The 21,729-nt window shown below is 69.5% G+C and carries 18 protein-coding genes; 6 read left to right on the top strand and 12 right to left on the bottom strand.

Going from position 1 to position 21,729, the window contains the following annotated elements; genetic code table 11:
* Nucleotides 1-22 precede the first annotated feature (22 nt).
* From QZV84_RS05290 to lepA, 7 genes are all read right to left on the bottom strand, one after another.
* Nucleotides 23-370, bottom strand: a complete 348-nt coding sequence (locus tag QZV84_RS05290; RefSeq protein WP_292826414.1) for an HIT domain-containing protein — start codon at nt 368-370, stop codon at nt 23-25.
* Between the two features lie 40 nt (nt 371-410).
* Entirely contained in the window at nt 411-1,148 is a 738-nt protein-coding gene (locus tag QZV84_RS05285; protein ID WP_292826411.1) for a 16S rRNA (uracil(1498)-N(3))-methyltransferase, read from the bottom strand.
* 3 nt (nt 1,149-1,151) lie between these two features.
* Nucleotides 1,152-2,267 (bottom strand): molecular chaperone DnaJ, encoded by a 1,116-nt coding sequence (dnaJ, locus tag QZV84_RS05280; protein ID WP_292826409.1) that lies wholly within the window; start codon nt 2,265-2,267, stop codon nt 1,152-1,154.
* Between the two features lie 54 nt (nt 2,268-2,321).
* Nucleotides 2,322-3,362: a heat-inducible transcriptional repressor HrcA gene (gene hrcA / locus QZV84_RS05275; protein WP_292826406.1), complete on the bottom strand. Its 1,041-nt coding sequence runs from the start codon at nt 3,360-3,362 to the stop codon at nt 2,322-2,324.
* Nucleotides 3,363-3,453: 91 nt separating this feature from the next.
* The gene (hemW, locus tag QZV84_RS05270; RefSeq protein ID WP_292826403.1) at nt 3,454-4,665 is read right to left on the bottom strand and encodes a radical SAM family heme chaperone HemW; all 1,212 of its coding nucleotides are present in this window, start codon (nt 4,663-4,665) and stop codon (nt 3,454-3,456) included.
* On the bottom strand, nt 4,665-5,312 hold the full coding sequence (locus tag QZV84_RS05265; protein WP_292826400.1) for a DUF1990 family protein: 648 nt from the start codon (nt 5,310-5,312) through the stop codon (nt 4,665-4,667). The genes hemW and QZV84_RS05265 overlap by 1 nt, the downstream gene beginning before the upstream one ends.
* A gap of 54 nt (nt 5,313-5,366) precedes the next feature.
* A complete protein-coding gene (gene lepA / locus QZV84_RS05260; protein ID WP_292826397.1) occupies nt 5,367-7,220 on the bottom strand; it encodes a translation elongation factor 4 in 1,854 nt (617 codons plus the stop codon).
* A gap of 104 nt (nt 7,221-7,324) precedes the next feature.
* Here lepA and QZV84_RS05255 point away from each other — a divergent pair, with 104 nt between their 5' ends.
* Nucleotides 7,325-8,044 (top strand): alpha/beta hydrolase, encoded by a 720-nt coding sequence (locus QZV84_RS05255; RefSeq protein ID WP_292826394.1) that lies wholly within the window; start codon nt 7,325-7,327, stop codon nt 8,042-8,044.
* 120 nt (nt 8,045-8,164) lie between these two features.
* Nucleotides 8,165-8,425, top strand: coding sequence for a 30S ribosomal protein S20 (gene rpsT / locus QZV84_RS05250; RefSeq protein WP_292826391.1), 261 nt, complete (start codon nt 8,165-8,167; stop codon nt 8,423-8,425).
* A gap of 65 nt (nt 8,426-8,490) precedes the next feature.
* Here rpsT and holA read toward each other — a convergent pair whose 3' ends face one another.
* The 5 genes from holA to pabB form a co-directional block, all read right to left on the bottom strand.
* Entirely contained in the window at nt 8,491-9,528 is a 1,038-nt protein-coding gene (gene holA / locus QZV84_RS05245; protein ID WP_292826387.1) for a DNA polymerase III subunit delta, read from the bottom strand.
* Nucleotides 9,529-9,537: 9 nt separating this feature from the next.
* Nucleotides 9,538-11,982, bottom strand: a complete 2,445-nt coding sequence (locus QZV84_RS05240) for a ComEC/Rec2 family competence protein (protein ID WP_292826384.1) — start codon at nt 11,980-11,982, stop codon at nt 9,538-9,540.
* Nucleotides 11,983-11,984: 2 nt separating this feature from the next.
* Nucleotides 11,985-12,590 carry a ComEA family DNA-binding protein gene (locus tag QZV84_RS05235; protein WP_292826381.1) on the bottom strand — a complete coding sequence of 202 codons (606 nt, stop codon included), beginning with the start codon at nt 12,588-12,590 and terminating at the stop codon, nt 11,985-11,987.
* Between the two features lie 91 nt (nt 12,591-12,681).
* A complete protein-coding gene (gene leuS / locus QZV84_RS05230) occupies nt 12,682-15,273 on the bottom strand; it encodes a leucine--tRNA ligase (RefSeq protein WP_292826378.1) in 2,592 nt (863 codons plus the stop codon).
* A 71-nt stretch (nt 15,274-15,344) separates the two neighbouring features.
* Entirely contained in the window at nt 15,345-16,649 is a 1,305-nt protein-coding gene (gene pabB, locus QZV84_RS05225) for an aminodeoxychorismate synthase component I (protein ID WP_292826375.1), read from the bottom strand.
* A 43-nt stretch (nt 16,650-16,692) separates the two neighbouring features.
* Here pabB and QZV84_RS05220 point away from each other — a divergent pair, with 43 nt between their 5' ends.
* The 4 genes from QZV84_RS05220 (at nt 16,693) to QZV84_RS05205 (ending at nt 21,576) form a co-directional block, all read left to right on the top strand.
* Nucleotides 16,693-17,391 (top strand): DedA family protein, encoded by a 699-nt coding sequence (locus tag QZV84_RS05220; protein WP_292826372.1) that lies wholly within the window; start codon nt 16,693-16,695, stop codon nt 17,389-17,391.
* Nucleotides 17,392-17,395: 4 nt separating this feature from the next.
* Entirely contained in the window at nt 17,396-18,433 is a 1,038-nt protein-coding gene (locus QZV84_RS05215; RefSeq protein WP_292826369.1) for a phosphatase domain-containing protein, read from the top strand.
* Nucleotides 18,434-18,479: 46 nt separating this feature from the next.
* The gene (locus QZV84_RS05210) at nt 18,480-19,193 is read left to right on the top strand and encodes an SOS response-associated peptidase (protein WP_292826367.1); all 714 of its coding nucleotides are present in this window, start codon (nt 18,480-18,482) and stop codon (nt 19,191-19,193) included.
* Between the two features lie 115 nt (nt 19,194-19,308).
* Nucleotides 19,309-21,576: an LLM class flavin-dependent oxidoreductase gene (locus QZV84_RS05205; protein ID WP_292826364.1), complete on the top strand. Its 2,268-nt coding sequence runs from the start codon at nt 19,309-19,311 to the stop codon at nt 21,574-21,576.
* The last annotated feature ends 153 nt before the right edge of the window (nt 21,577-21,729 follow it).

Here is a 21,729-nt window from a genome sequence, read left to right as displayed (position 1 = left end):
CTCGGAGTTCTGCTCAGGCGCGTCAGCCACCGAGACTCGATTCGTCGAGGACACCCGCGAGGACATGGGCGTGCACGTGGAAGACTGTCTGCCCGGCTCCGGGTCCGGTGTTGAAGATCAGGCGGAAGTCGCCGTCTGAGTGCGCGGCGGCCACCGAGTTGGCGAGTGCGACGAGTTCGGCCAGCAGTTCGGGGTCGCCCGCGGCAAGTTCGACGACATTGCGGTACTGCTCCGACTTGGGGATCACCAGCAGGTGAACCGGCGCCTTGGGGGCGATGTCGCGGATCGCGAACGCATTCTCTGTCTCCGCGATGATCTCAGAGGGGATCTCACCCTTCAGGATGCGGGTGAACACCGACGGCTCGCTCATGAGGCCAGTCTATCGGCGGCCTCTCCCAGGCGGCGGGCGCTCACCAGCGGTGCAGTGCCGCGCTGAGGACCGAGAGGGCGGCAGGCCCGGCGGTCGAGGTGCGCAGCACCGTGTCGCCGAGCCGCGCCACCTTCGCACCGCTCCGCTCGAAGGCGGCGAGCTCCTCGGGTGCGATGCCGCCCTCGGGGCCGACCACGAGGACCAGATCGCGCAGGTCGGAGGGGTCAACACCGAGGTCGGTCACGCGCTGCGACGAGGTCGGTTCGAGGACGACGACGAGGGATGCCGCGCTGCGGCCGGCCAGCGCGGCCGTGGTCTCGAGCGGCATCACCTCGGGGATCCACGCGCGGTGGGCCTGTTTGGCCGCTTCGCGCACGATCGACGCCCATCGGGCACGGCCCTTCTCCGCCTTCGCGGCGTCCCAGCGGGAGACGCTGCGCGCCGCCTGCCAGGGGATGATCTCGTCGACGCCGAGCTCGGTGGCGGCCTGCACAGCGAGCTCGTCGCGATCGCCCTTGGCGAGTGCCTGTGCGAGCACGATGCGCCGCGTCGGCACGGGCGTCTCGGTCCGATCGGTGATCCTGACGATCACTTCACGGGGCGACGCGGCCTCGCACTCACCGGTCAGCCAGAGACCGCGCCCGTCGCCGACCGTGACTTCCTCGCCGACCCGCACCCGTCGCACCGCCGCCGCGTGATGCGCTTCGTCACCGGTCAGCGCTACGGCATCGCCGATGGCGGCATCGATCGGAGCGTCCAGAACGAAGTGCAGCGCCATGCCTCAGCCGTTGCGGAAGCGGTCGCGCAGCTTGGCGAACAGGCCCTGGTGGAACTCTGCGAGACGGGGCTCGGGCGCCTTCGTGCGCTTGGCGAACTCCTCGATCAGTGCGCGTTCCTTCGCGTCGAGCCGCGTCGGGGTGACCACATGCACCCCGACCCGCAGATCACCTCGCTGTGTGCCGCGCAGCGAGGTGATGCCGCGTCCCTTGATCGTGAGTACATCGCCGCCCTGCACGCCCGGCCGCAGTTCGAGTTCGACGGGACCGTCGAGGGACTCGATCGTGGTAGTCGTCCCGAGGATCGCGTCGGGCATCGAGATCTCCAGGGTCGCGAGAAGGTCGTCGCCGTCGCGACTGAACTCCTCATGCGGCGACACCGTCACCTCGAGGTAGAGATCGCCGTTCGGCCCGCCGGCCGGGCCCACCTCGCCCGATCCAGGCAGCTGCAGGCGCAGGCCCGTCTCCACACCCGCCGGGATGTCGATCGACACGGTGCGACGCGCCCGCACGCGCCCCTGGCCCTGGCAGGTCGCGCACGGATACGGGATCATCGTGCCGTAGCCCTGGCAGGAGCCGCACGGCTGGCTGGTGACGACGTTGCCGAGGAGGCTCCGAACAGTCCGCTGCACATTTCCCGATCCGTGGCAGATGTCGCACGTGACCGGCGATGTGCCCGGTTGGCAGCACGAACCCTGGCACGTGTCGCAGAGCACGGCCGTGTCGACCTCGATGTCGCGGTGCACACCGAAGACGACGTCCTTCAGGTCGAGGGTCACGCGCACCAGAGCGTCCTGCCCGCGTTCGCGTCGCGAGCGCGGTCGTCCTGCGCGTTGGCCGCCGGCCGATCCGAAGAAGGTCTCGAAGATGTCGCCGAAGCCGCTGAAGCCGCCTTGGCCGCCGCCGAAAGGGGAGTCGCTGCCCCCGAGGTCATAGCGGGCTCGCTGGTCGGGGTCGCTCAGAACGTCGTAAGCATGCGTCACGAGCTTGAAACGCTCAGATGCGTCCGCCCCAGGATTCACGTCGGGATGCAGTTCCCGCGCCAGACGCCGGTACGCCTTCTTGATCTCGTCAGATGTCGCGTCGCGCGCGACACCGAGCACCTCGTAGTGGTCAGCCACAATCGCCTTCCCGTCCGCGCATCGCGCGGGATCGTCTTGTCACAGGATGCCGCGTCAGCGGGCACTCTCGTCGTCGTCGAGCATCCGGGTGAGATAGCGCGCGACAGCACGGACCGCCGCGAAGTTCGTCGGGTAGTCCATGCGGGTCGGACCCATAACGCCGACTCGGGCGCGGGCGCCGGTCGTGTCGTACTCGCTGGCGACGACGGATGCCTCACCCAGCCCGAACTGCTCGTTCTCGCGCCCGATGCTGGCGGCCAGACCATGATCGTCGGCCACCATCTCGCTCATCAGCTTCATGAGCGTCACCTGCTCCTCGATGGCCTCGAGCAGCGGGTAGATGCTCCCCCGGAAGTCGGACTCGCTGCGGGCCAGGTTCGCCGCGCCGGCCATGACCAGCCGGTCGTTGCGGAACTCCTCGAGCTCTTCGGCGACGACGCGCACGATAGCCGTTGCGGCAATGCTCAGCGGTGTCGGCGACGCGTCCGGCTCGGCGAGACGCTCTTCGACCCGCTGCGCTCCCTCGCGGACCGGCTTGCCGACCAGCAGAGAGGCGACGGTCGAGCGCACGCGCGCCAGATCGTCGTCGTCGAACTCGTTGCGCACCAAGGCGAGGCGCTGCGAGACGCGGCCGGTGTCGGTGACCAGGATCACCAGCATCCGGCCCCCGCCGAGCTGCACGAGCTCGACGTGGGAGACCGTCGCGCGGGCGAAGGAGGGATACTGCACGATCGCGACCTGGCCGGTCAGCTGCGTCAGCGCGCGCACGGTGCGAACGAGAACGTCGTCGAGGTCGCCCGGTCCGTCCAGGAAAGTGGAAATGGCGGTGCGCTGGGCGGGCGAGAGGGGCCTGAGCTCGGCCAGGTGATCGACGAAGACCCGATACCCCTTGTCGGTCGGCACGCGACCCGACGATGTGTGCGGCGCGGCGATGAGCTCCTCGTCCTCGAGGAGCGCCATGTCATTGCGGATCGTGGCCGCCGACACCCCGAAGGCGTGGCGCTCGACGATCGCCTTGCTGCCGACGGGCTCGCGCGTGTCGACGAAGTCCTGCACGATGGCCCGCAGCACCTGCAGTCCTCGATCGGTGACCATCTCGCCTCCTCACGCACTCCAGCCGTCTTGGCACTCACTCGTTCTGAGTGCCAATTCTATCGGATCGGCCGACACCGCAGCGGAACGCTCATCAGCCGGTGAGGGCCCGCACGACCGCGTCGGCCAGGAGGCGTCCACGCAGGGTCAGGACGACGCGCCCGCGCACTGCGGCGGCGCCGTCGATGAGGCCGTCCGCGATGAGAGCGGCCACCGCGTGCCGTCCCTCGCCGAACAGCTCCGAGATCGGCAGTCCCTCGCGGATGCGGGTGCGCAGCAGAACGCTCTCCAGATGCCGGGCGGCGGCATCCGGACTTTCGCGGCCTGCCGCGGGCGAGAACCCGGCAGCCAGCCGCTGCGCGTAGGCGGCCGGGTGCTTCACGTTCCAGAACCGGACCCCCGCGATGTGGCTGTGCGCGCCCGGCCCGAAACCCCACCAGTCCGCACCAGTCCAGTAGGCGAGGTTGTGGCGTGAACGCTGCTGCTCGTCGCGCGCCCAGTTGGACACCTCGTACCATTCAAATCCCGCAACGTCGAGCAGCTCGTCGGCGAGCTCGTACATGTCGGCCTGACGGTCGTCGTCGGGCGCCGGGACCTCGCCGCGGCGGATCTGGCGCGCGAGTTTGGTTCCCTCCTCGATGATGAGCGCGTAGGCCGACACGTGATCGGGCTCGAGCGCCGCGACGGACTCGAGCGATTCGCGCCAGTCGGCCAGCGACTCCCCCGGGGCGCCGTATATCAGGTCGAGACTGACCGCCAAGCCCGCCCGGCGCGCCGCGGCGACCGCGGCGCCTACGTTGGCCGGCTCATGCGTTCGGTCGAGGGATGCGAGCACGTGCGGCACCGCCGACTGCATGCCGATCGACAGGCGCGTGACGCCGGCCGCCGCCAGCTCGGCCGCGACCGCATCGGAGACCGTGTCGGGGTTCGCCTCGACGGTCACCTCCGCGCCGGGCGCGATGCCGAACGTCGTGCGCACACCGTCGAGCATCCGCGAAAGATCGCCCGCCGGCAGCAGGGTCGGCGTACCACCGCCGAAGAACACCGTGGATGCCGGGCGGATCGCGCCCGCATCGACGAGCACTCCGCACGCGAGATCCACTTCCCGCAGCAGCGTGTCGGCGTACTCGTCCTGGCGCGCGCCCCGTAACTCCCCGGCCGTGTAGGTGTTGAAGTCGCAGTACCCGCATCGGACACGGCAGAACGGAACATGCAGATAGACCCCGAACGGCGTGGATCGGTCGATCGAGACCGGAAGCGACCCGTCGCGGGGAGCGGGCTCTCCGATCGGGAGTGCGGAGCCCATCAGTTCGTCGCGTACAGGGGCGAGATCGCACGGAGGTACCGCGTGAACAGCTCGCGCCGGCGTCGGCGCACCAGGGCGGGCAGCACCCGGTAGACGAACGCGGTGGGCGCGTCGAAGGCGCGCACCGTGAACCATACCTCGTCGTTGTCCAGCCACTGCAGCACGAACGACTCTTCGCCGCTCACGACGGACCCGCCGACCGTACCCAGTGCGAATCCGACGCGACGCGGCTCCTCGATCGAGAAGATGACGCGCAGCTCGGCGCCCGCGCTCATGCCGCGGACGCGACCGTCGACGCGCACGGTCGTGCCTGCTCCGACGTAGGGCGTGCCGTCGCTGTCGAACCGCTGGTCGGCCTCCAGGCGACTGGGGGCCACGGGATTGCCTTCCGCATCGAAGCCGACGCCCGAGTACATGGGTCCGGCCGCAGGACGAACGTCGCTCAGTTCCAGCCCGGCACCGCGCTGCGCCGCCCATGACAGGAGCGCATCACTCGCGCTCTCGAACCGGGCCTCGCCGCTGCCGATACGCCATGACTCTTCAGCCGGGATGCTGCGCTCGGGCGGATAGTGCATCAGGTCAGGCGCCTGTGTCGCCCCGACGGCGGCGTAGTCGACCGTCTCGTCCCTGAAAGTCCCGCGCCGCATGGATTCCAGCCTACTTCGCGTTGCCCGGGGCGCCACCTGGCGCCCCGCGGTCGGCTACTTCTTCTCTTTGCCCTCGGTGTCGCCCGAGAGTGCGGCGATGAACGCTTCCTGAGGGACTTCGACACGCCCCACCATCTTCATGCGCTTCTTGCCCTCCTTCTGCTTCTCGAGGAGCTTGCGCTTTCGGGTGATGTCGCCGCCGTAGCACTTTGCCAGCACGTCCTTGCGCATCGCCCGGATCGACTCGCGCGCGATGATCCGCGCCCCGATCGCGGCCTGGATCGGCACCTCGAACTGCTGGCGCGGAATGAGCTTCTTGAGGCGCTCGGTCATCAGCACGCCGTAGGCGTAGGCCTTGTCGCGGTGCACGATCGCGCTGAACGCGTCGACCGGCTCGCCCTGAAGCAGGATGTCGACCTTGACCAGGTCGGCCTCCTGATCGCCGCTGGGCTCGTAGTCCAGCGACGCGTATCCGGCGGTCTTGGACTTGAGGTTGTCGAAGAAGTCGAACACGATCTCGCCGAGCGGCATGGTGTAGCGGATCTCGACGCGGTCCTCGCCGAGGTATTCCATGCCCAGCAGCGTCCCGCGGCGGGATTGGCAGAGCTCCATGATCGTGCCGACGTAGTCCTTCGGTGCGAGGATCGCCGCCTTGACCATGGGCTCGGTGACGCTCGCGATCTTGGTGCCCGACGGGAACTCGCTGGGATTGGTGACCGTGAAGGTCTTCTTGTCGTCAGTCGTCACCTCGTACGTGACCGACGGCGCGGTCGATATGAGGTCGAGGCCGAACTCCCGCTCCAGGCGCTCGCTGATGATCTCCAGGTGCAGCAGCCCGAGGAACCCGCAGCGGAAGCCGAAGCCGAGCGCGACGGAAGTCTCGGGCTCGTAGTTGAGCGAGGCATCGGAGAGCTTCAGCTTGTCGAGCGCTTCGCGCAGCAGCGGGTAGTCGCTGCCGTCGATCGGGTAGAGGCCGGAGAAGACCATCGGCTTCGGGTCGGTGTACCCGGGCAGCGCCTGTGTCGACGGCTTGGCCGCGCTGGTGACGGTGTCGCCGACCTTCGACTGGCGCACATCCTTCACACCGGTGATGAGATAGCCGACCTCGCCGACCCCGAGCCCCTTGGTCGGAATCGGCTCGGGCGAGGAGACGCCGATCTCGAGCAGCTCGTGGACCGCGCGCGTCGACATCATCTGGATGCGCTCGCGAGGGCTCAGCGTGCCGTCGATCATACGGACGTAAGTGATCACGCCGCGGTACGAATCGTAGACCGAGTCGAAGATCATCGCGCGAGTCGGTGCGGTCGGGTCGCCCGTCGGGGCCGGGATCTGCCGGACGACCTGCTCGAGCAGCTCCTCGACGCCGATCCCCGTCTTGCCGCTCACCCTCAGTACATCCTCGGGCTTGCCGCCGATCAGACTCGCGAGCTCCTTTGCATACTTTTCCGGATCCGCGGCGGGCAGATCGATCTTGTTCAGAACCGGAATGATGTGCAGGTCGTTCTCGAGGGCCAGGTACAGGTTCGCCAGAGTCTGCGCCTCGATGCCCTGTGCGGCATCCACCAGCAGGATGGCGCCTTCGCACGCCGCGAGCGACCTGCTGACCTCGTAGGTGAAGTCGACGTGGCCTGGGGTGTCGATCATGTTCAGGGCGTAGGTCGTGCCGTCGACCTGCCACGGCATGCGCACCGCCTGGCTCTTGATCGTGATGCCGCGCTCTCGCTCGATGTCCATGCGGTCGAGGTATTGCGCGCGCATGTCACGGTCGGAGACCACGCCGGTGATCTGAAGCATGCGATCGGCAAGCGTGGATTTGCCGTGATCGATGTGGGCGATGATGCAGAAGTTGCGGATCAGCTCGGGCGGGGTCGCGGACGGCTCGAGGGGCTTCAGTGCGCGCGGAGACATGACTGCCCAATTCTACGGGCCGGACCGCGCCGCCACGCGCGCGCCTCCTGCCGGCGGCGAACCCGGCCCCGAGCTTCCCGTGTGCAGATGAATATCCTAGGTGGATGGTCGTCCAAGTGGTGCTTGTGCACGGCATCCGGACGTCGGCGACGATGTGGCGCGCGCAGGTGGAGTACCTCGCCGATCGTGGCAATCCGACGGTGGCGGTCGATCTGCCCGGTCACGGCGCGCGTATGGCCGAGGAGTTCACGCTCGAGGGCGCCTTCTCGACTATCGATGCCGCGGTAAAGGATGCTGCGACACGAGGTCCCGTGCTGCTGGCCGGGCACTCGATGGGCGGCCTCCTGTGCATCGAGTACGTCGGACGCGAGGATCCCCCTCCGGTGGCCGGTTTCGTCGCCGCCTCGTGCACGGCGATCCCCCGCGGACCGGGCCTGGCCGGGTACCGACTGCTCGCGCGCGGCTTCGACTCACTGCCGGATCGCGGGATGTGGCTCACGAACCGCATGCTCGATCGCATCCTCCCCGACCAGACCCGCGCCGACTTCGGCGCCGGCGGCTACGCCCTGGACGCGCAGGACATCGCGCTGAGGAGCCTCTCGGTGCTCGATCTGCTTACGGCGCTGCACCGCATCGAGGTGCCGCTGTGGTTCGTCAACGGGCAGTTCGACCAACTGCGCATCAATGAGCGGCTGTTCCTGCGGGTGGCGCAGCACGCTGAACTGATCGTGGTGCCGCGCACGACGCACCATGTGACAGTGATGCGCCCCGGCGCCTTCAACGCGCTCCTGAACCTGGCGATCACGACGATCGAACAGACCTGATAGACTTGGTGATCGGCTTGCGTGTGGGTCTCACTCCCCGCACGACCGCCGTGCGGCACCCCTCTCCTGCCACTCGGCACTTCTCATCGAACACCTCCGAACGAAAGACCGTCGACAAACGTGGCAAACATCAAGTCGCAGATCAAGCGCAACAAGACCAACGACAAGGCACACGAGCGCAACAAGGCCGTGAAGAGCGAGCTTCGCACCGAGGTGCGTCGCACCCGCGAGGCCGTCGCAGCCGGCGACAAGGCCGCCGCCGAGAAGTCGCTCGCACGGGCGACCAAGAAGCTCGACAAGGCCGCCAGCAAGGGCGTCATCCACGCGAACCAGGCCGCGAACCGCAAGTCGGCGATCGCCAAGCAGGTCGCAGCCCTCTAAGCACTGACTTTGAAGAACGCCCGTCCCTCCGGGGTCGGGCTTTCGTCATTCCCGCTCAGGCTCACTCAGGAGCCGAACGGGGCCTTCGTCGCGATGACGGTGATGAGCCGTTCCAGGGCGAACACGCTGTCGCGCGAGCCGCCCTTCACCTCGGCATCGGCTCGGGCCGCCGCCTGGATCGCCATGCCGAGGGTCGCGTCAGACCAGCCCGACAGATCGCGCCGCGCCCGGTCGACCTGCCAGTCCTTGAGCCCGAGGCGGCCGGCCAGAGCAGCGGAGGACTCACGGCTGCCGGAGACCCGGGCCATCGTGCGCAGCTTCGAAGCGATCGCGGCGACGAGCGGCACCGGGTCGGCGCCGGAGTCCAGCGCGTGACGCAGGGAGAGGAGCGCTTCGCCGTAGCGGCCCGCGATCGCCGTGTCGGCGACTGCGAAGGCGGAGGTCTCGACGCGTCCGCCGTAATAGCGCTCGACGATCTGTTCGGTGATGTCCCCCGGCACGTCGGAGATGAGCTGCTGGCAGGCGGCCGCCAACTCGGTCAGATCGTCGGCGAACGCCGAGACCAGTGTGCGCAGCGCGACGGGGGCGATCCGCTTGCGAGCCGTGGAGAACTCCCCTGCGGCGAAGTCGAACCGGTCGGAGTCGCGTTTGACCGCGGGGCAGGCGATCTCGATCCCGGCCCCTTCTCCGGCGCGGATGGCGTCGAGCAGCTTCTTGCCGCGCACGGTCGCGCCGGTGTGGCGCAGGATGATCGTCGCCCCCTCCTGCGGCATCGCGAGGTACGACACCGCCTCCGCGAGGAAGGCGTCGGAGCACTTCTCCACACCGGTGACGCGCACCAGCCGTGGTTCGCCGAAAAGCGAGGGGGAACTGACTCCGAGCAGCGTGCCGGGGGCGTAGTCGTCGGCACGCACATCGGTGACCTCGAGGCTCGGATCCTCCGCGCGCAGATAGTCGCGGACGCCCGCGATCGCCCGCTCCGCACAGATCTCTTCGGGTCCCGAGACGAGCACGATCGGAGCCGGCTGCGGCGCACGCCACGAGACCTGTGGGATCGTGCTGCGCGTCTTCGCCGCCGGGGTGCGTCGCGCGCTGATCGCCATGGAATGAGCCTAACGGCCGGGTGCGACCACGCCTGCGCGCTCGCGCCACACCGACAGGTGCGTGCCCGCCCGCCACACCGCGATCACACCCTGCAGGTCGGTGCGCGCGATTCGGGCGCCGACCGCTTCCAGCGCGGTCAGGGTCTCCGCACGCGGATGGCCGTAGGTGTTGTCGGCGCCGACCGACACGAGCGCGATCGCCGGACGAGCCTGCACATACAGTCCCGGGTCCTGATCGGCGCTGCCGTGGTGGGCGACCTTCAGGAGTTCGTAGGGCGGATCGAGCACACCGGATGCCGCCAGAGCAGCTTGGGGGGCGGCAGAGAGGTCTCCGAGGAACAGGGATGCCGGCATCCCGCCACCGCGCACGTCCAGCACGACGCTCACATCGTTTCCGGGCGGGAACGCTCGGGTCTTGGCCGGCGGCCACAGCACGCGCCAATCCGCCGCGCCCAGCGTCCCGGCCATCGATGTGTGCGCGGGAACCAGCCGCGCGCCGCCGTCCCTCAGTCGCTCCAGCACCCGCGCCCCCGCCGGGGTCCCGACCGGACCGTGCAGGGCGCTGTCCACTCGCCCGATCACCGCGTCGACCCCGCCCGCGTGATCGAGATCGAAGTGCGTGAGAACGAGCAGATCAAGGCGATCGATCCCCGCGCGGGCCAGGCACTGATCGAGCAGCTCCGGGTCCGGCCCGGTGTCGATCAGAGCGATCGCCCCCGCCGATCGGAGGAGGACGGCATCCCCCTGTCCGACGTCGCACGCGAGCACGCTCCACGCCGTCGGCAGCGTGAACCGGCCGGCCGCAGTGTGCAGCGCGGCACCCCCGGCGACGATTCCCGCCACCACGGCGAGCAGGAGGACGGCGATGAACCGCACCGACTGCGATCGCGCGATCGGTGCCCGCACTCGCCGTACCGGGGACTCGCGGGTGCGTCGCGGACTCCGGGCGGGTACGGCGGCGCGCGGCACCACGATCACCGTGCCGATCGCCGCACCCACGACCGCAAGAGCCGCCACGCCCGGCCAGCCTTCGAGCCAGGGCACCTGATCGCCCGGCAGGGCGCTGAAGGTCTGCGCTGTTCCGGCGATCCAGGCGGCCGGGAGCCACGCGATCGCCGTCAGCCCGGACTGCACCCACGGGAACGGTGCCGCCAGGCAGGCAGCGAGCCCGACGATCGTGGCGAGCGGTGCGGCCGGCGAAGCCAGCAGGTTCGCGACCACGCCGTAAAGCGGAACTGTCGGGGCGATGATCACCAGGAGCGGGCCGCACGCGAGCTGCGCGGCGAGAGGCACCGACAGGGCCAGGGCGAGTGCACGCGGCATCCGCCGTGCGAGCCCGATCGCGAGCGGCCGGGCGAACAGCAGCAGCGAGGCCGTCGCGACCGCCGACAGCGCGAACCCGAGCGAGCCGGACAGCCACGGGTCGACCACCAGCAGCACCGTCACCGCCAGTGCGAGAACCGCGATGCCGGCTCCGGTGCGTCCGAGCAGCACCCCCAGCATCGCGATGGCCGCCATGGCTGCGGCGCGTACCACGCTGGGTTCAGGCGTCACCAGGAGCACGAAGCCCACTAGTGCTGCGATGCCGCCGATGACCCGCGCACGTCGCGAACCGCCGCAGGCAGCCACCGCGCCGAAGGCGAGGCCGACCACGATCGCGCAGTTCGCTCCCGAGACCGCGGTCAGGTGCGAGAGCGAAGACTCCTTCATCGCGGCATCGAGCTCCATCGTCACTGCCGAGGTGTCGCCCACCGCCAGCCCGGGTATCAGCCCTGCGCCCGGATCGGGCAGACCCACGGACGAGCCGACCAGTCCACGACGAAGCTCGCCGGCGATGGCCGGAATGCCCGCGGGCTCATGGAGCACGTGGAGGCCTTGCGAGGCGATGACGGTGAGCACCGCGCGGTCGCCGGCGGGGGCCGGACGCGCGGTGCCCCGCACCTCCACCTCAGAGCCCACGTCGAGCAGTTCGGGCCGATCGACGTCGGAAGGCTGTACCCGTACGGCGATGTCGAAGCGCACGGCATCGCCGGCCGCACCGGTCTCCAGACGCGTGGCCACCGCGTCGAACACCCACTCGCCCGTCGCGCGCAACTCGACCTTGCCCACGACGCTTGCCTGGACGACCAGCGATCTTCCTCCGCTGAGCGCGAAGTGACCGGCCTCCGCGCGGGCCGGCTGCACGACGGCGACGTGGGATGCCGCAGCTGCGGCAGCGCAGAGCACGAGCAGCAAGACGACGGCGACGTGCCCCCGCCCAGATCGCCGGGCCGCGGCGGCCGGTGAGCGCCGGGACGCCGCGGCGATCCAGGCCAGCACGCCGAGGGAGAGCGCCCACAGCGGCGCCGCCACGACCGCCGCCGCCTCCGGTGCGCTCGTGGCCAGCAGCGCGACCGCCCAGGCCGCTGCCGCGACGGGGACCAGGCGCAGGTTCGACAGGCGTGAACGGGACACGCTCAGACCGTGACGAGATCGCGAAGCGTCTCGAGCATCTTCGCGCCGATCCCCGGGACGGCCAGCAGGTCCTCGACGCTCGTGAACCGGCCGTTGGCGTCGCGCCACTGGATGATCCGGTCGGCCATCGCGGGTCCGATGCGGGGCAGGGTGTCGAGCTGGCCGGCATCGGCGGTGTTGAGATTCACCCTGCCGTCACCGGCCGGCGCTGGCGCACCTGCCTCCGCCGACGCGCCGATCGCCGGTACGAGGAGCTGTTCGCCGTCGCCCAGCGGACGCGCGAGGTTCACCGCGGCCTCATCGGCGTCCGGAGTGAAGCCGCCGGCCGCGGCCACGGCGTCGACGACCCGCGCCCCCTCGTTCAAGACGTAGAGACCTGGGGTCGTGACCGAGCCCGACACGTGGACGAAGACGGATGCCGATCCGGCCGCATCCGTCGGTCCCCCCTGATCGATCGTGACGGACTCCACCGGCGCTGAAGCCCCCCGGAGGATTCCGATCGCCACGGTCACCGTGAGCGCGAGCAGCACCACGACGACCGCCGCTCCGAGTCCGAGGCGCGCCCGAGGGCTTGCGGCGGCGCGGGGAGGTGCTTCGGCCGATGACACACGGCCGAACGTAGGTCACGCGACCGGAGTCACCCCTGCGCGCAGGGCGTGCGGTGGATGGACCGCGCGACGCAGGTCCTGGGGAGGAGGCTCAGCTCGTGCTGAAGCTCACGACCTTCGGTGGCCGCACGATGGCACGGGTGATCTCGCGACCGGCGAGCGCGCGCTGGACTCGCGCATCGGCACGCGCCAGCGCCTCGAGGTCCTTGGCCTCGATCCGTGCCGACACTTCGAGGGTCGCGCGCACCTTGCCGTCGATCTGGACGACCGTGGTCACCGTGTCCTCCGTCAGGAGGGTCGGGTCCGGCTGCCGCCAGGTTACGAGCCCGACGAACGGCTCGTAGCCGAGCATCTCCCACATCTCCTCCGCTGTGTGCGGGGCGAACAGGTCGAGGATCATCGCGGTCGCTTCGGCGGCTTCGCGGACGGCGGGGTCGGCCGGGCCGGCCCCGGTGTCGATCGCCTTGCGGGTCGCGTTGACGAGCTCCATGAGACGCGCGACCACCACGTTGAACTTGGTCTGCTCGACCAGTCCCGGCGCATCGGCGAGCAGGCGGTGCGTGACGCGCCGCAGCGACGGGTCACCCTCGGCCCACACGACGTCGGGGCTGCTGGTGACATCCTGCGCGACGCGCCAGGCGCGCGCGAGGAACTTCTGCGCGCCTGTGGTCGAGACGTCCTCCCAGTTGATGTCGTCCTCGACAGGTCCCGCGAACGCGATCGCGGTGCGCACCGCGTCGGCGCCCGGGTTGATCATGCTCGACGCGAACTCGACCAGATTGCCCTTGCTCTTGGACATCTTCGACCCGGACAGCAGCACCATGCCCTGGTTGACCAGGGTCGAGAACGGCTCGGTGAAATCGATCAGTCCCACATCGAACAGCACCTTGGTGATGAATCTCGCGTACAGCAGGTGCAGGATCGCGTGCTCTACGCCGCCGATGTACGAGTCGACGGGGGCCCACTTCGCGGCTTCCGCCGTCGAGAAAGCCTCTGTGGCGTCCCGCGGAGCGAGGAAGCGCAGGAAATACCAGGAGCTGTCGACGAACGTGTCCATCGTGTCGGCGTCGCGCAGTGCGGGGGCGCCGGTCTCGGGGTCAGTCGTCGTCATCCAGTCGGCGGCGCCGCCGAGCGGCGAGGTGCCCTTCGGCGTGAGGTCGAGCCCCTCGGCGTCGGGCAGGGTCAGGGGCAGCTGATCGGCCGGCACCGGCACGATGCGGCCGTCTTCGGTGTGGATCATGGGGATGGGCGTGCCCCAGAAGCGCTGACGTGAGATGAGCCAGTCGCGCAGGCGGTACGACTTGGACGCGCGACCCGCGCCGACGGCAGCCAGCTGGTCGGTGATGCGCGCGATCGCATTGCGCTTGGAGAGTCCGTCGAGGGATCCGGAGTTGATCATCCGTCCCTCTCCGGTCAGGGCGATGCCGGTGACGGCGGGGTCGAGGTCGCTGAGGGAGCCGAGATCCGCGCCCGGGTCGTTCGGGACGCCGTGTTCATCGAGCTCGATCACCGGGATCGCACCGGTCATAGGCGCCGTGGTGTCGACGACGACCTTCACCGGCAGGTCGAATGCGCGCGCGAAGTCGAGGTCGCGCTGGTCGTGGGCGGGCACGGCCATGACGGCGCCGTGCCCGTAGTCGGCCAGCACGTAGTCCGCCGCCCAGATCGGGAGACGCTCGCCGTTGATCGGGTTGATCGCGTAGCGCTCCAGGAAGACGCCCGTCTTCGGGCGGTCGGTGTTCTGACGCTCGATCTCGCTCGAGCGTCCCACGCTGGTGAGATAGTCCTGGAACCGCGCGCGCGCCTCGGCCGAGGCGCCCGAAACCAGCTGAGAAGCCAGGTCGGACTCAGGAGCGACGACGAAGAACGTGGCGCCGTGCAGCGTGTCGGGGCGGGTTGAGAAGACGGTGACCTTCTCGGGGTGCCCTTCGATTTCGAAGTCGATGTCGGCACCGACAGATCGCCCGATCCAGTTGCGCTGCATCCGGATGACCTTCTGCGGCCAGAAGCCCTCGAGCTGGTTCAGGTCATCGAGCAGGCGGTCGGCGTAGTCGGTGATCTTGAAGTACCACTGGGTCAGCTTCTTCTTGACGACCTCGGCACCGCAGCGCTCGCATCGCCCGTCGACGACCTGCTCATTGGCCAGCACCGTCTGGTCGTTCGGGCACCAGTTGACCGGGCTCTCCTTGCGGTAGGCAAGTCCGCGCTCGAAGAGCAGCTGGAACAGCCACTGGTTCCACCGGTAGTACTCCGGGTCGCTCGTGTGCAGGATGCGGGACCAGTCGTAGGAGGACCCGTACTGGCGGAAGCTCTTCTTGTGCTGCTCGATGTTGGCATACGTCCACTCGCGCGGATCGGCGCCCCGCTGGATGGCCGCGTTCTCTGCGGGCAGGCCGAACGAGTCCCACCCGATCGGATTCAGCACGTTGTAGCCGCGGTGGCGCCAGAAACGCGCGACGACGTCCACGTAGGCGTAGCTCTCGGCGTGTCCCATGTGCAGATCACCCGACGGGTACGGGAACATGCCCAGGACGTACTTGCGGGGGCGAGTGTCGCCGTCGCCGCCGGCACGGAACGGGTCGGCTTCCGCCCACCGCGCCTGCCACTTCTGCTGAACGGCGAACGCGTCGTAGCCACCACGGTCTTCAGGCACGGCGGTGTCGGGCGGGAGGGTCTGGGACACGTGATGGAACCAATCGTGGAGTGGAAGTCTGCGGCGCGAAGCGCACCCTCCAGGCTACCGGACCGCCGCCGTCACCAGCCGAGCGGCAAGTCCGCCCCGATCGCCCACAGAGGTCCACGTGCCTTGATCCCCACCTCGGCGACTTCGGCGGCAGCATCCGATCGCCATGTGATGCCTCCCCCGGCACCGACGTAGGCGCCGCCCGGGTGCATGACGATCGAGCGGATCACCATCGCCAGACCGAGGGCTCCGTCCTGGCCGATCCACCCGAAGCACCCGGCGAAGACTCCGCGCGGACCGCGCTCGAGATCGTGCAGGATCGTCATCGCGGACAGCTTCGGGGCTCCGGTCATGCTCCCGGCAGGGAAGGTCGCATCCAGCAGCCTGCCGACTGTGATGCCGGGTGTCAGCGTGCCCGATACCGTGCTGACCAGCTGATGCACGGCCGGATAGGACTCGACCTCGAGCAGCCCGTCCACACCGACCGAGCCCGGGTCGCAGACTCGCGACAGGTCATTGCGCATCAGATCGACGATCATGACGTTCTCGGCGCGCTCCTTCTCGCTCTCGCGCAGTTCCGCAGCAAGCGCGGCGTCACTTCTCGGATCCGCGCCCCGCGGGCGCGTGCCCTTGATCGGCCGAGTGCGGACGACGCCGTCATCGACCTCGAGGAAGCGCTCCGGGCTGGCGCTGGCAAGTGCGACATCCCCCGATCTCACGAAGCCGCCATGGTGGGCCGGTGTCCGCTTCCGCAGCCGCGTGAAGGCTGCCACGGGATCGATGGGTGCGCTGACGGTGAACCGGGTCGTCAGGCACAGCTGGTACGCGTCGCCCTCGCGAATCGCGTCGCGGCAGCGCTCGACCAACGCGGCATAGGCGTCGGGGGTGTGGCGGGCGACCGCCTGGACGGCCGTGATCGGGGGCGCGCGCAGTTCGCCGTCCGCCTGTTCGACCCGAGCCGCGAATGCGTCGGCTTCGGCCGGTGAGGCGACCGCCCAGGCTCGCTGAAGGGCGTGGTCGAATGCGACGAAACGCTCCACTCGCAGCCACCGCTCCGGGGGTACCTCCGGGTCGGCCGCGTCCGTCGGCGCGCCGGCTCGTGCGGCGGCATCTTCGTAGCCCAGCCAGCCGACCCACCCGCCGTGGAAGCGCCCGGCCTCCCAGTCGCCGCCGTCCCGTGCCGAGGTGAGCGACACCGCCCGAACGCGCTCCGGCCGCTCCTCGACGACCCCGATGCCGACCCAGCTCCACCCGGACTCCGCATCGGGTCCGGCATCCAGCCAGAAGCACTCGCTGGCCCCGGCTGCGATCGCGGCGAACACGACTGCCGGGTCCCGCCACGCCTGCAGGGGCACGGCGATCGCAGAGTCGGGCATGCTCCCAGGGTAGAGGGGCGGATAGTCGATCTAGAGTCGGGGTGTGAACGAGTTCCTCACGTGGCTGCTCGACGCGGTGCAGAGCGTCGACCCCGTGCTGCGAACCGTGCTGGCAGGTGTCGCGATCATGCTCGAGACCAGCGTGCTGATCGGGTTGTTCGTGCCGGGCGACACTGTGGTGATCATCGCGGGCACCGCAGTCGCCTCGCCGCTGGAGGGCATCGTCCTGATCGTCGCGGTCGTGATCGGTGCACTGGCCGGAGAGAGCATCGGCTTCTGGCTGGGCCGGCTGCTCGGCCCGGGTATCCGGCACTCCCGCCTCGGGCGTCGCATCGGCGATGCGAGTTGGGAGCGCTCCGAGCGCTACCTGCGCCGGCGCGGCGGTCCTGCGATCTTCGTCTCGAGGTTCCTGCCGGTGCTGCACTCGCTCGTGCCGCTGACCGTGGGGATGAGCGGGTACTCGTATCGGCGCTTCCTCGCCTGGACAGTTCCCGCGTGCATCATCTGGGCGAGTCTGTACGTCTCGGTGGCGGCTCTCGCGGCGGGCACCTACCGCGAACTGGCCGATCGGCTGCACTTCGCCGGGTACATCTTCGTGGGCATCATCGTCGTCTTCGTGCTGCTGGTCTTCGCCGGCAAGAAGATCATCGAGCACGCCGAGCGCAAGCACCTCCGGGCTGATGAAGAGCTACCCGGCGTGCCCCCGGGATCGCTGCTCCCCACGAAGGACGTGGAAGACTGAGAGGGTGCCCGCGACCGTGACGACGCCCGCGCGCCGCAACGTGCTGTGGCTCGCGCGTCTCGAGTACCGCTTCCACGCGTCGCGCGAGCGTCGCGCGAGGGCTCGCGGCCTGACCCCCACGGTGACACCGTTCCCCGGCTACGGCAGCCCCGAGTGGGTGCGCGTCCTGGGTCGGGTGCTGATCGTCCCCCCCTTGCCGTTGACCGGCGACGGCGAATACGCGAGCGTGCGCGGCTGGCGCAGCTTCGCCGCGGTGCCGGTCGGATTCGCGCAGGTGCGCATCACCATAGGCGAGGTGACGCACGAGGTCGTCGCCGACCGCGGCGGCGTCATCGACACCGAGATCCCGGCCCGCCTCGCCGCCGGCTGGCAGACGCTCACCATGTCGGTCGAGGGAGGCGAACCCGTCGAGAGCCGGGTGTTCATCGTGGGGTCCGACGTCGGCTTCGGAATCGTCTCCGACGTGGACGACACCGTGATGGTCACGGCTCTGCCGCGACCGCTGCTCGCGGCGTGGAACTCCTTCGTCGTCAACGAGCACGCTCGCCAACCCGTTCCGGGCATGGCGGTGCTGATGGAGCGTCTCGTGCGCGATGCGCCGGGCGCCCCCGTCATCTACCTTTCGACCGGCGCGTGGAACGTCGCCCCCACGCTCATCCGCTTCCTGCGCCGGCATCTCTTCCCGCCGGGGTCGGTTCTCCTGACGGACTGGGGTCCGACCCACGACCGGTGGTTCCGCAGTGGCAAGGCCCACAAACTGTCGAACCTCCGCCGACTGGCGGCGGAGTTCCCGCAAGTGAAGTGGCTTCTCATCGGCGACGACGGGCAGCACGACGACGAGATCTACACGACGTTCGCGCGCGAGAATCCGGTGAATGTCGCCGCCGTCGCGATCCGCCGCCTCTCCCCCGCGGAGGCCGTCCTGGCAGGTGGTCGCACGGCCGTGGACGATCACACCGCCGCGACCGTTCCCTGGGTCACCGAGTCGGACGGCGCGGGCCTGGCCGAGCGCCTCGACGAGATCGGCATCTTCGACAGCTGAGCGCCATTCTGCCGGGAGACGGCGCTCCCGCGTAGGCTCGGATGCCATGTGCGGACGATTCGTCGTTGCCCGTGTCGGCTCAGAGCTGGTGGGTGCGTTGAGGGTCGATCTCGAGAGCGACGATCTTCCGGCGCCCTCATACAACGTGGCTCCCACCAGCCTCGTTGCGATCGTGCTCGACTCGACGAAGACCGAGCCGCCCACCCGGCGACTCGAAACCGCGCGATGGGGTCTGGTTCCCGCGTGGGCGAAGGATCCGTCGATCGGCTCGCGGGCCTTCAACGCCCGTTCCGAAGAGCTCGAGGACAAGCCGATGTTCCGCACATCGCTCGAGAAGCGCCGCGCGGTGGTCCCGGCTTCGGGCTATTACGAGTGGAAGCAGGTCGACGGCGCGAAGATCCCTCACTACATCCACCCGGCGGACGGATCGCCGCTGTTCATGGCGGGGCTGTATGAGTGGTGGAAGAACCCGGCCCTGGCAGACGATGACCCGGTTCGATGGATGCTGAGCTTCACGATCCTCACGCGTGACTCGATCGGGCCCCTCGGTTCCAACCACGACCGCATGCCGCTTTTCCTCGACCCCGATCACGCCGATGCCTGGCTCGACCCGACCACCGACAACGTGCGCGACGTGCTGGATGCCGCCATCGATGCGGCGCCCGCGGTCGCCGAGACCCTCGATGTCTACGCGGTCTCCAGAGCCGTCGGCAACGTGCGCAACAACTCGCCTGAGCTCATCGAGCCCGTTCCCCGATAGTCGCGGCTCCCCTCACCGTGCCCGTCGATGGGCTCCGGAAAGCGGTCGCGCACGCCTATGCCGGTCCGATCAGCCACGGCACCGGCCGTCAGCACAGCCCCCACGGAATGGCAGGATGCCGGCATCCGTTGAACACCTTGTGGATTATGGACATGCGCTCGAATTCGGCTCCTTCATCACCCCGTCTGCGGCGAACCCGAACGCGCCCGTGGCGCTCGCCCAGATCTCGGAGGCATCCGGACTCGATATGGTCACCTACCAGGATCATCCCTACCAGCCGGCGTTCCTCGACACGTGGACGCTCATGACTTTCGTCGCGGCGCGCACTGACCGCATCCGCATCGCACCCAACGTCCTCAATGTGCCGCTGCGCCCACCCGCCGTCATCGCCCGCTCGGCGGCGAGCCTCGACCTGCTCTCCGGTGGCCGCTTCGACCTCGGGCTCGGCGCCGGTGGGTTCTGGGACGCCATCGAGGCGATGGGCGGCGGCCGGCTGACCCCCGGGCAGGCGGTCACGGCGCTCGAGGAGGCGATCGACGTCATCCGCGAGCTCTGGGACACGAGCGAGAAGCGCGGCGTCTTCACCGACGGGACATACCACCGGGTGCATGGAGCGAAGCGCGGACCGCGCCCCGCGCACGACATCCCGATCCTTATCGGCGCCTACAAGCCGCGCATGCTCGCCCTCACGGGTCGCAAGGGCGACGGTTGGCTGCCATCGTACGGATACATGAAGCCGGGCGACCTCGGCAGGGGCAACGCCGCGATCGACGAGGCGGCGCAGTCCGTCGGCCGAGATCCGCGGGAGATCAGGCGACTGCTCAACATCGGCGTGCTTTCGAGGGATCCGGCCGAGTTCGCCGAGCGCCTTGCTCGGCTCGCGCTCGACGACGGCATCGGCACGTTCATCCTCGCGGGCGACGACCCCAGCCTGCTGCAGGCGTTCGGCGAAGACATCACGCCCGCGGTGCGCGAGATCGTCGCGCGCGAGCGCGGCGAGCGGGGGACGGATGCCTCGCCCGTCCGCTCCGCGGCATTCCTCGCCGCCCGTCGCGAGGGCATCGCGTACGACGATCTTCCGTCCCGGCTCACCGCGATCGAGCCGGGGGACTTCGGCTACGCAGACGTGCGCGCGACGTACATGCGCGGTGGTACGCCGGGGATCGTGCTCCAGCCCGATTCGCCCCAGCAGGTGGCGGACGCGATCGCATATGCGCGGAGGCACCCCGCCCTTCCGCTCGCGATCCGCAGCGGCGGGCACGGCGTCTCGGGACGCTCGACGAATGACGGCGGCATCGTGATCGACCTCTGTCGGCTGAACGAGATCGAAGTGCTCGACGCCGAGCGCCGGCGCGTGCGCATCGGGGCCGGTGCCCGCTGGACGGAGGTCGCGGCCGTGCTCGGCGAGCAGGGCTGGGCGCTGTCATCGGGCGACTACGGCGGCGTCGGCGTCGGCGGACTCGCGACGGCAGGAGGCATCGGCTTCTTCGCGCGCGAGCACGGCCTCACGATCGACCGCCTGCGTGCGGCAGAGGTCGTGCTCGCCGACGGTTCGATCGTGCGGACGGATGCCTCGAACCGCCCCGATCTGTTCTGGGCGATCCGCGGGGCGGGCGCGAACATCGGCGTCGTGACATCCTTCGAATTCGAGGTGGACGAGGTCGGCGAGGTCGGCTGGGCGCAGCTCGCGATCCAGGTCGACGACGTCGCGACGTTCCTTGAGGGCTACGGCCGGGTCATGGAGGCCTCGCCACGCGATACGACCGTGTTCCTGGTGATGGGCGGACGACGTCCGGGTCAGCCGCAGGTCGCCCAGTTCTACGGGCTGGTCGATTCCGCCGATCCCGACACGATCATCGCGCGGCTGCAGCCGTTCGCCGAGCTCGGCCCACTGGTGCAGCAGTCAGTGCAGCTGACGACCTATGCGCAGGTCATGGCGAACGCCGACCTCGGTCCGCACCACGGCTCGGGCGAGCCGCACTCGCGCTCGGCCCTGCTCGAGCACGTGACGCCCGAGGTCGCCCGGGCGGCGGAGCGGATGCTGGACTCCGGCGCCGTGCCGTTCTTCCAGCTTCGCGCGGTCGGCGGAGCCGTCGCCGATGTGGCCGAGGACGCCACCGCATACGCCCATCGCGCCGCGAATTTCTCGCTCGTGGCAATCGGCGGCGACCCGGGACGGCTCGACCGGGCCTGGGAATCCATCGCCGACCATGCGGACGGGATGTACCTGAGCTTCGACAGCTCCTTGAGACCTGAGCGCATCGCCGAGGCGTTCCCGCCGGCCACGCTCGAGCGCCTGCGCGCGATCAAGGCCGAGGTCGATCCCGATGGAGTGTTCCGCGACAACTTCGCGATCGACCCGGTCGGCTCCGACGCGGCCTGACGACCAGAGCTCGGCCGCCCTCGGCCGGGACGGGGCGGTTTGCAAGGCAGGCGATCACAGCGTGCCGAGTGCCATCTTCTTCACGGTGCGTGTCCCTACCCGCGGCGCGCGCCTATGCGTGCTGGTCGGGGTCATCCTCGGCCGGCTGCACGG

This window comes from Microbacterium sp. (assembly GCF_011620715.1).
GTDB lineage: Bacteria > Actinomycetota > Actinomycetes > Actinomycetales > Microbacteriaceae > Microbacterium.
Note: the sequence above shows the minus strand (reverse complement) of the source record. Positions and strands in the feature narration are given on the sequence as shown.

Bases quoted from the DNA above. Each gene is read 5' to 3' on its own strand.
- pabB (WP_292826375.1), bottom strand. From the start codon at position 16,649: ATGCCCGACTCTGCGATCGCCGTGCCCCTGCAGGCGTGGCGGGACCCG.
- QZV84_RS05205 (WP_292826364.1), top strand. From the start codon at position 19,309: ATGCCGGCATCCGTTGAACACCTTGTGGATTATGGACATGCGCTCGAA.
- QZV84_RS05255 (WP_292826394.1), top strand. From the start codon at position 7,325: ATGGTCGTCCAAGTGGTGCTTGTGCACGGCATCCGGACGTCGGCGACG.
- lepA (WP_292826397.1), bottom strand. From the start codon at position 7,220: ATGTCTCCGCGCGCACTGAAGCCCCTCGAGCCGTCCGCGACCCCGCCC.
- holA (WP_292826387.1), bottom strand. From the start codon at position 9,528: ATGGCGATCAGCGCGCGACGCACCCCGGCGGCGAAGACGCGCAGCACG.
- QZV84_RS05265 (WP_292826400.1), bottom strand. From the start codon at position 5,312: ATGCGGCGCGGGACTTTCAGGGACGAGACGGTCGACTACGCCGCCGTC.
- hrcA (WP_292826406.1), bottom strand. From the start codon at position 3,362: ATGGTCACCGATCGAGGACTGCAGGTGCTGCGGGCCATCGTGCAGGAC.
- QZV84_RS05210 (WP_292826367.1), top strand. From the start codon at position 18,480: ATGTGCGGACGATTCGTCGTTGCCCGTGTCGGCTCAGAGCTGGTGGGT.
- QZV84_RS05285 (WP_292826411.1), bottom strand. From the start codon at position 1,148: ATGGCGCTGCACTTCGTTCTGGACGCTCCGATCGATGCCGCCATCGGC.
- QZV84_RS05290 (WP_292826414.1), bottom strand. From the start codon at position 370: ATGAGCGAGCCGTCGGTGTTCACCCGCATCCTGAAGGGTGAGATCCCC.
- hemW (WP_292826403.1), bottom strand. From the start codon at position 4,665: ATGGGCTCCGCACTCCCGATCGGAGAGCCCGCTCCCCGCGACGGGTCG.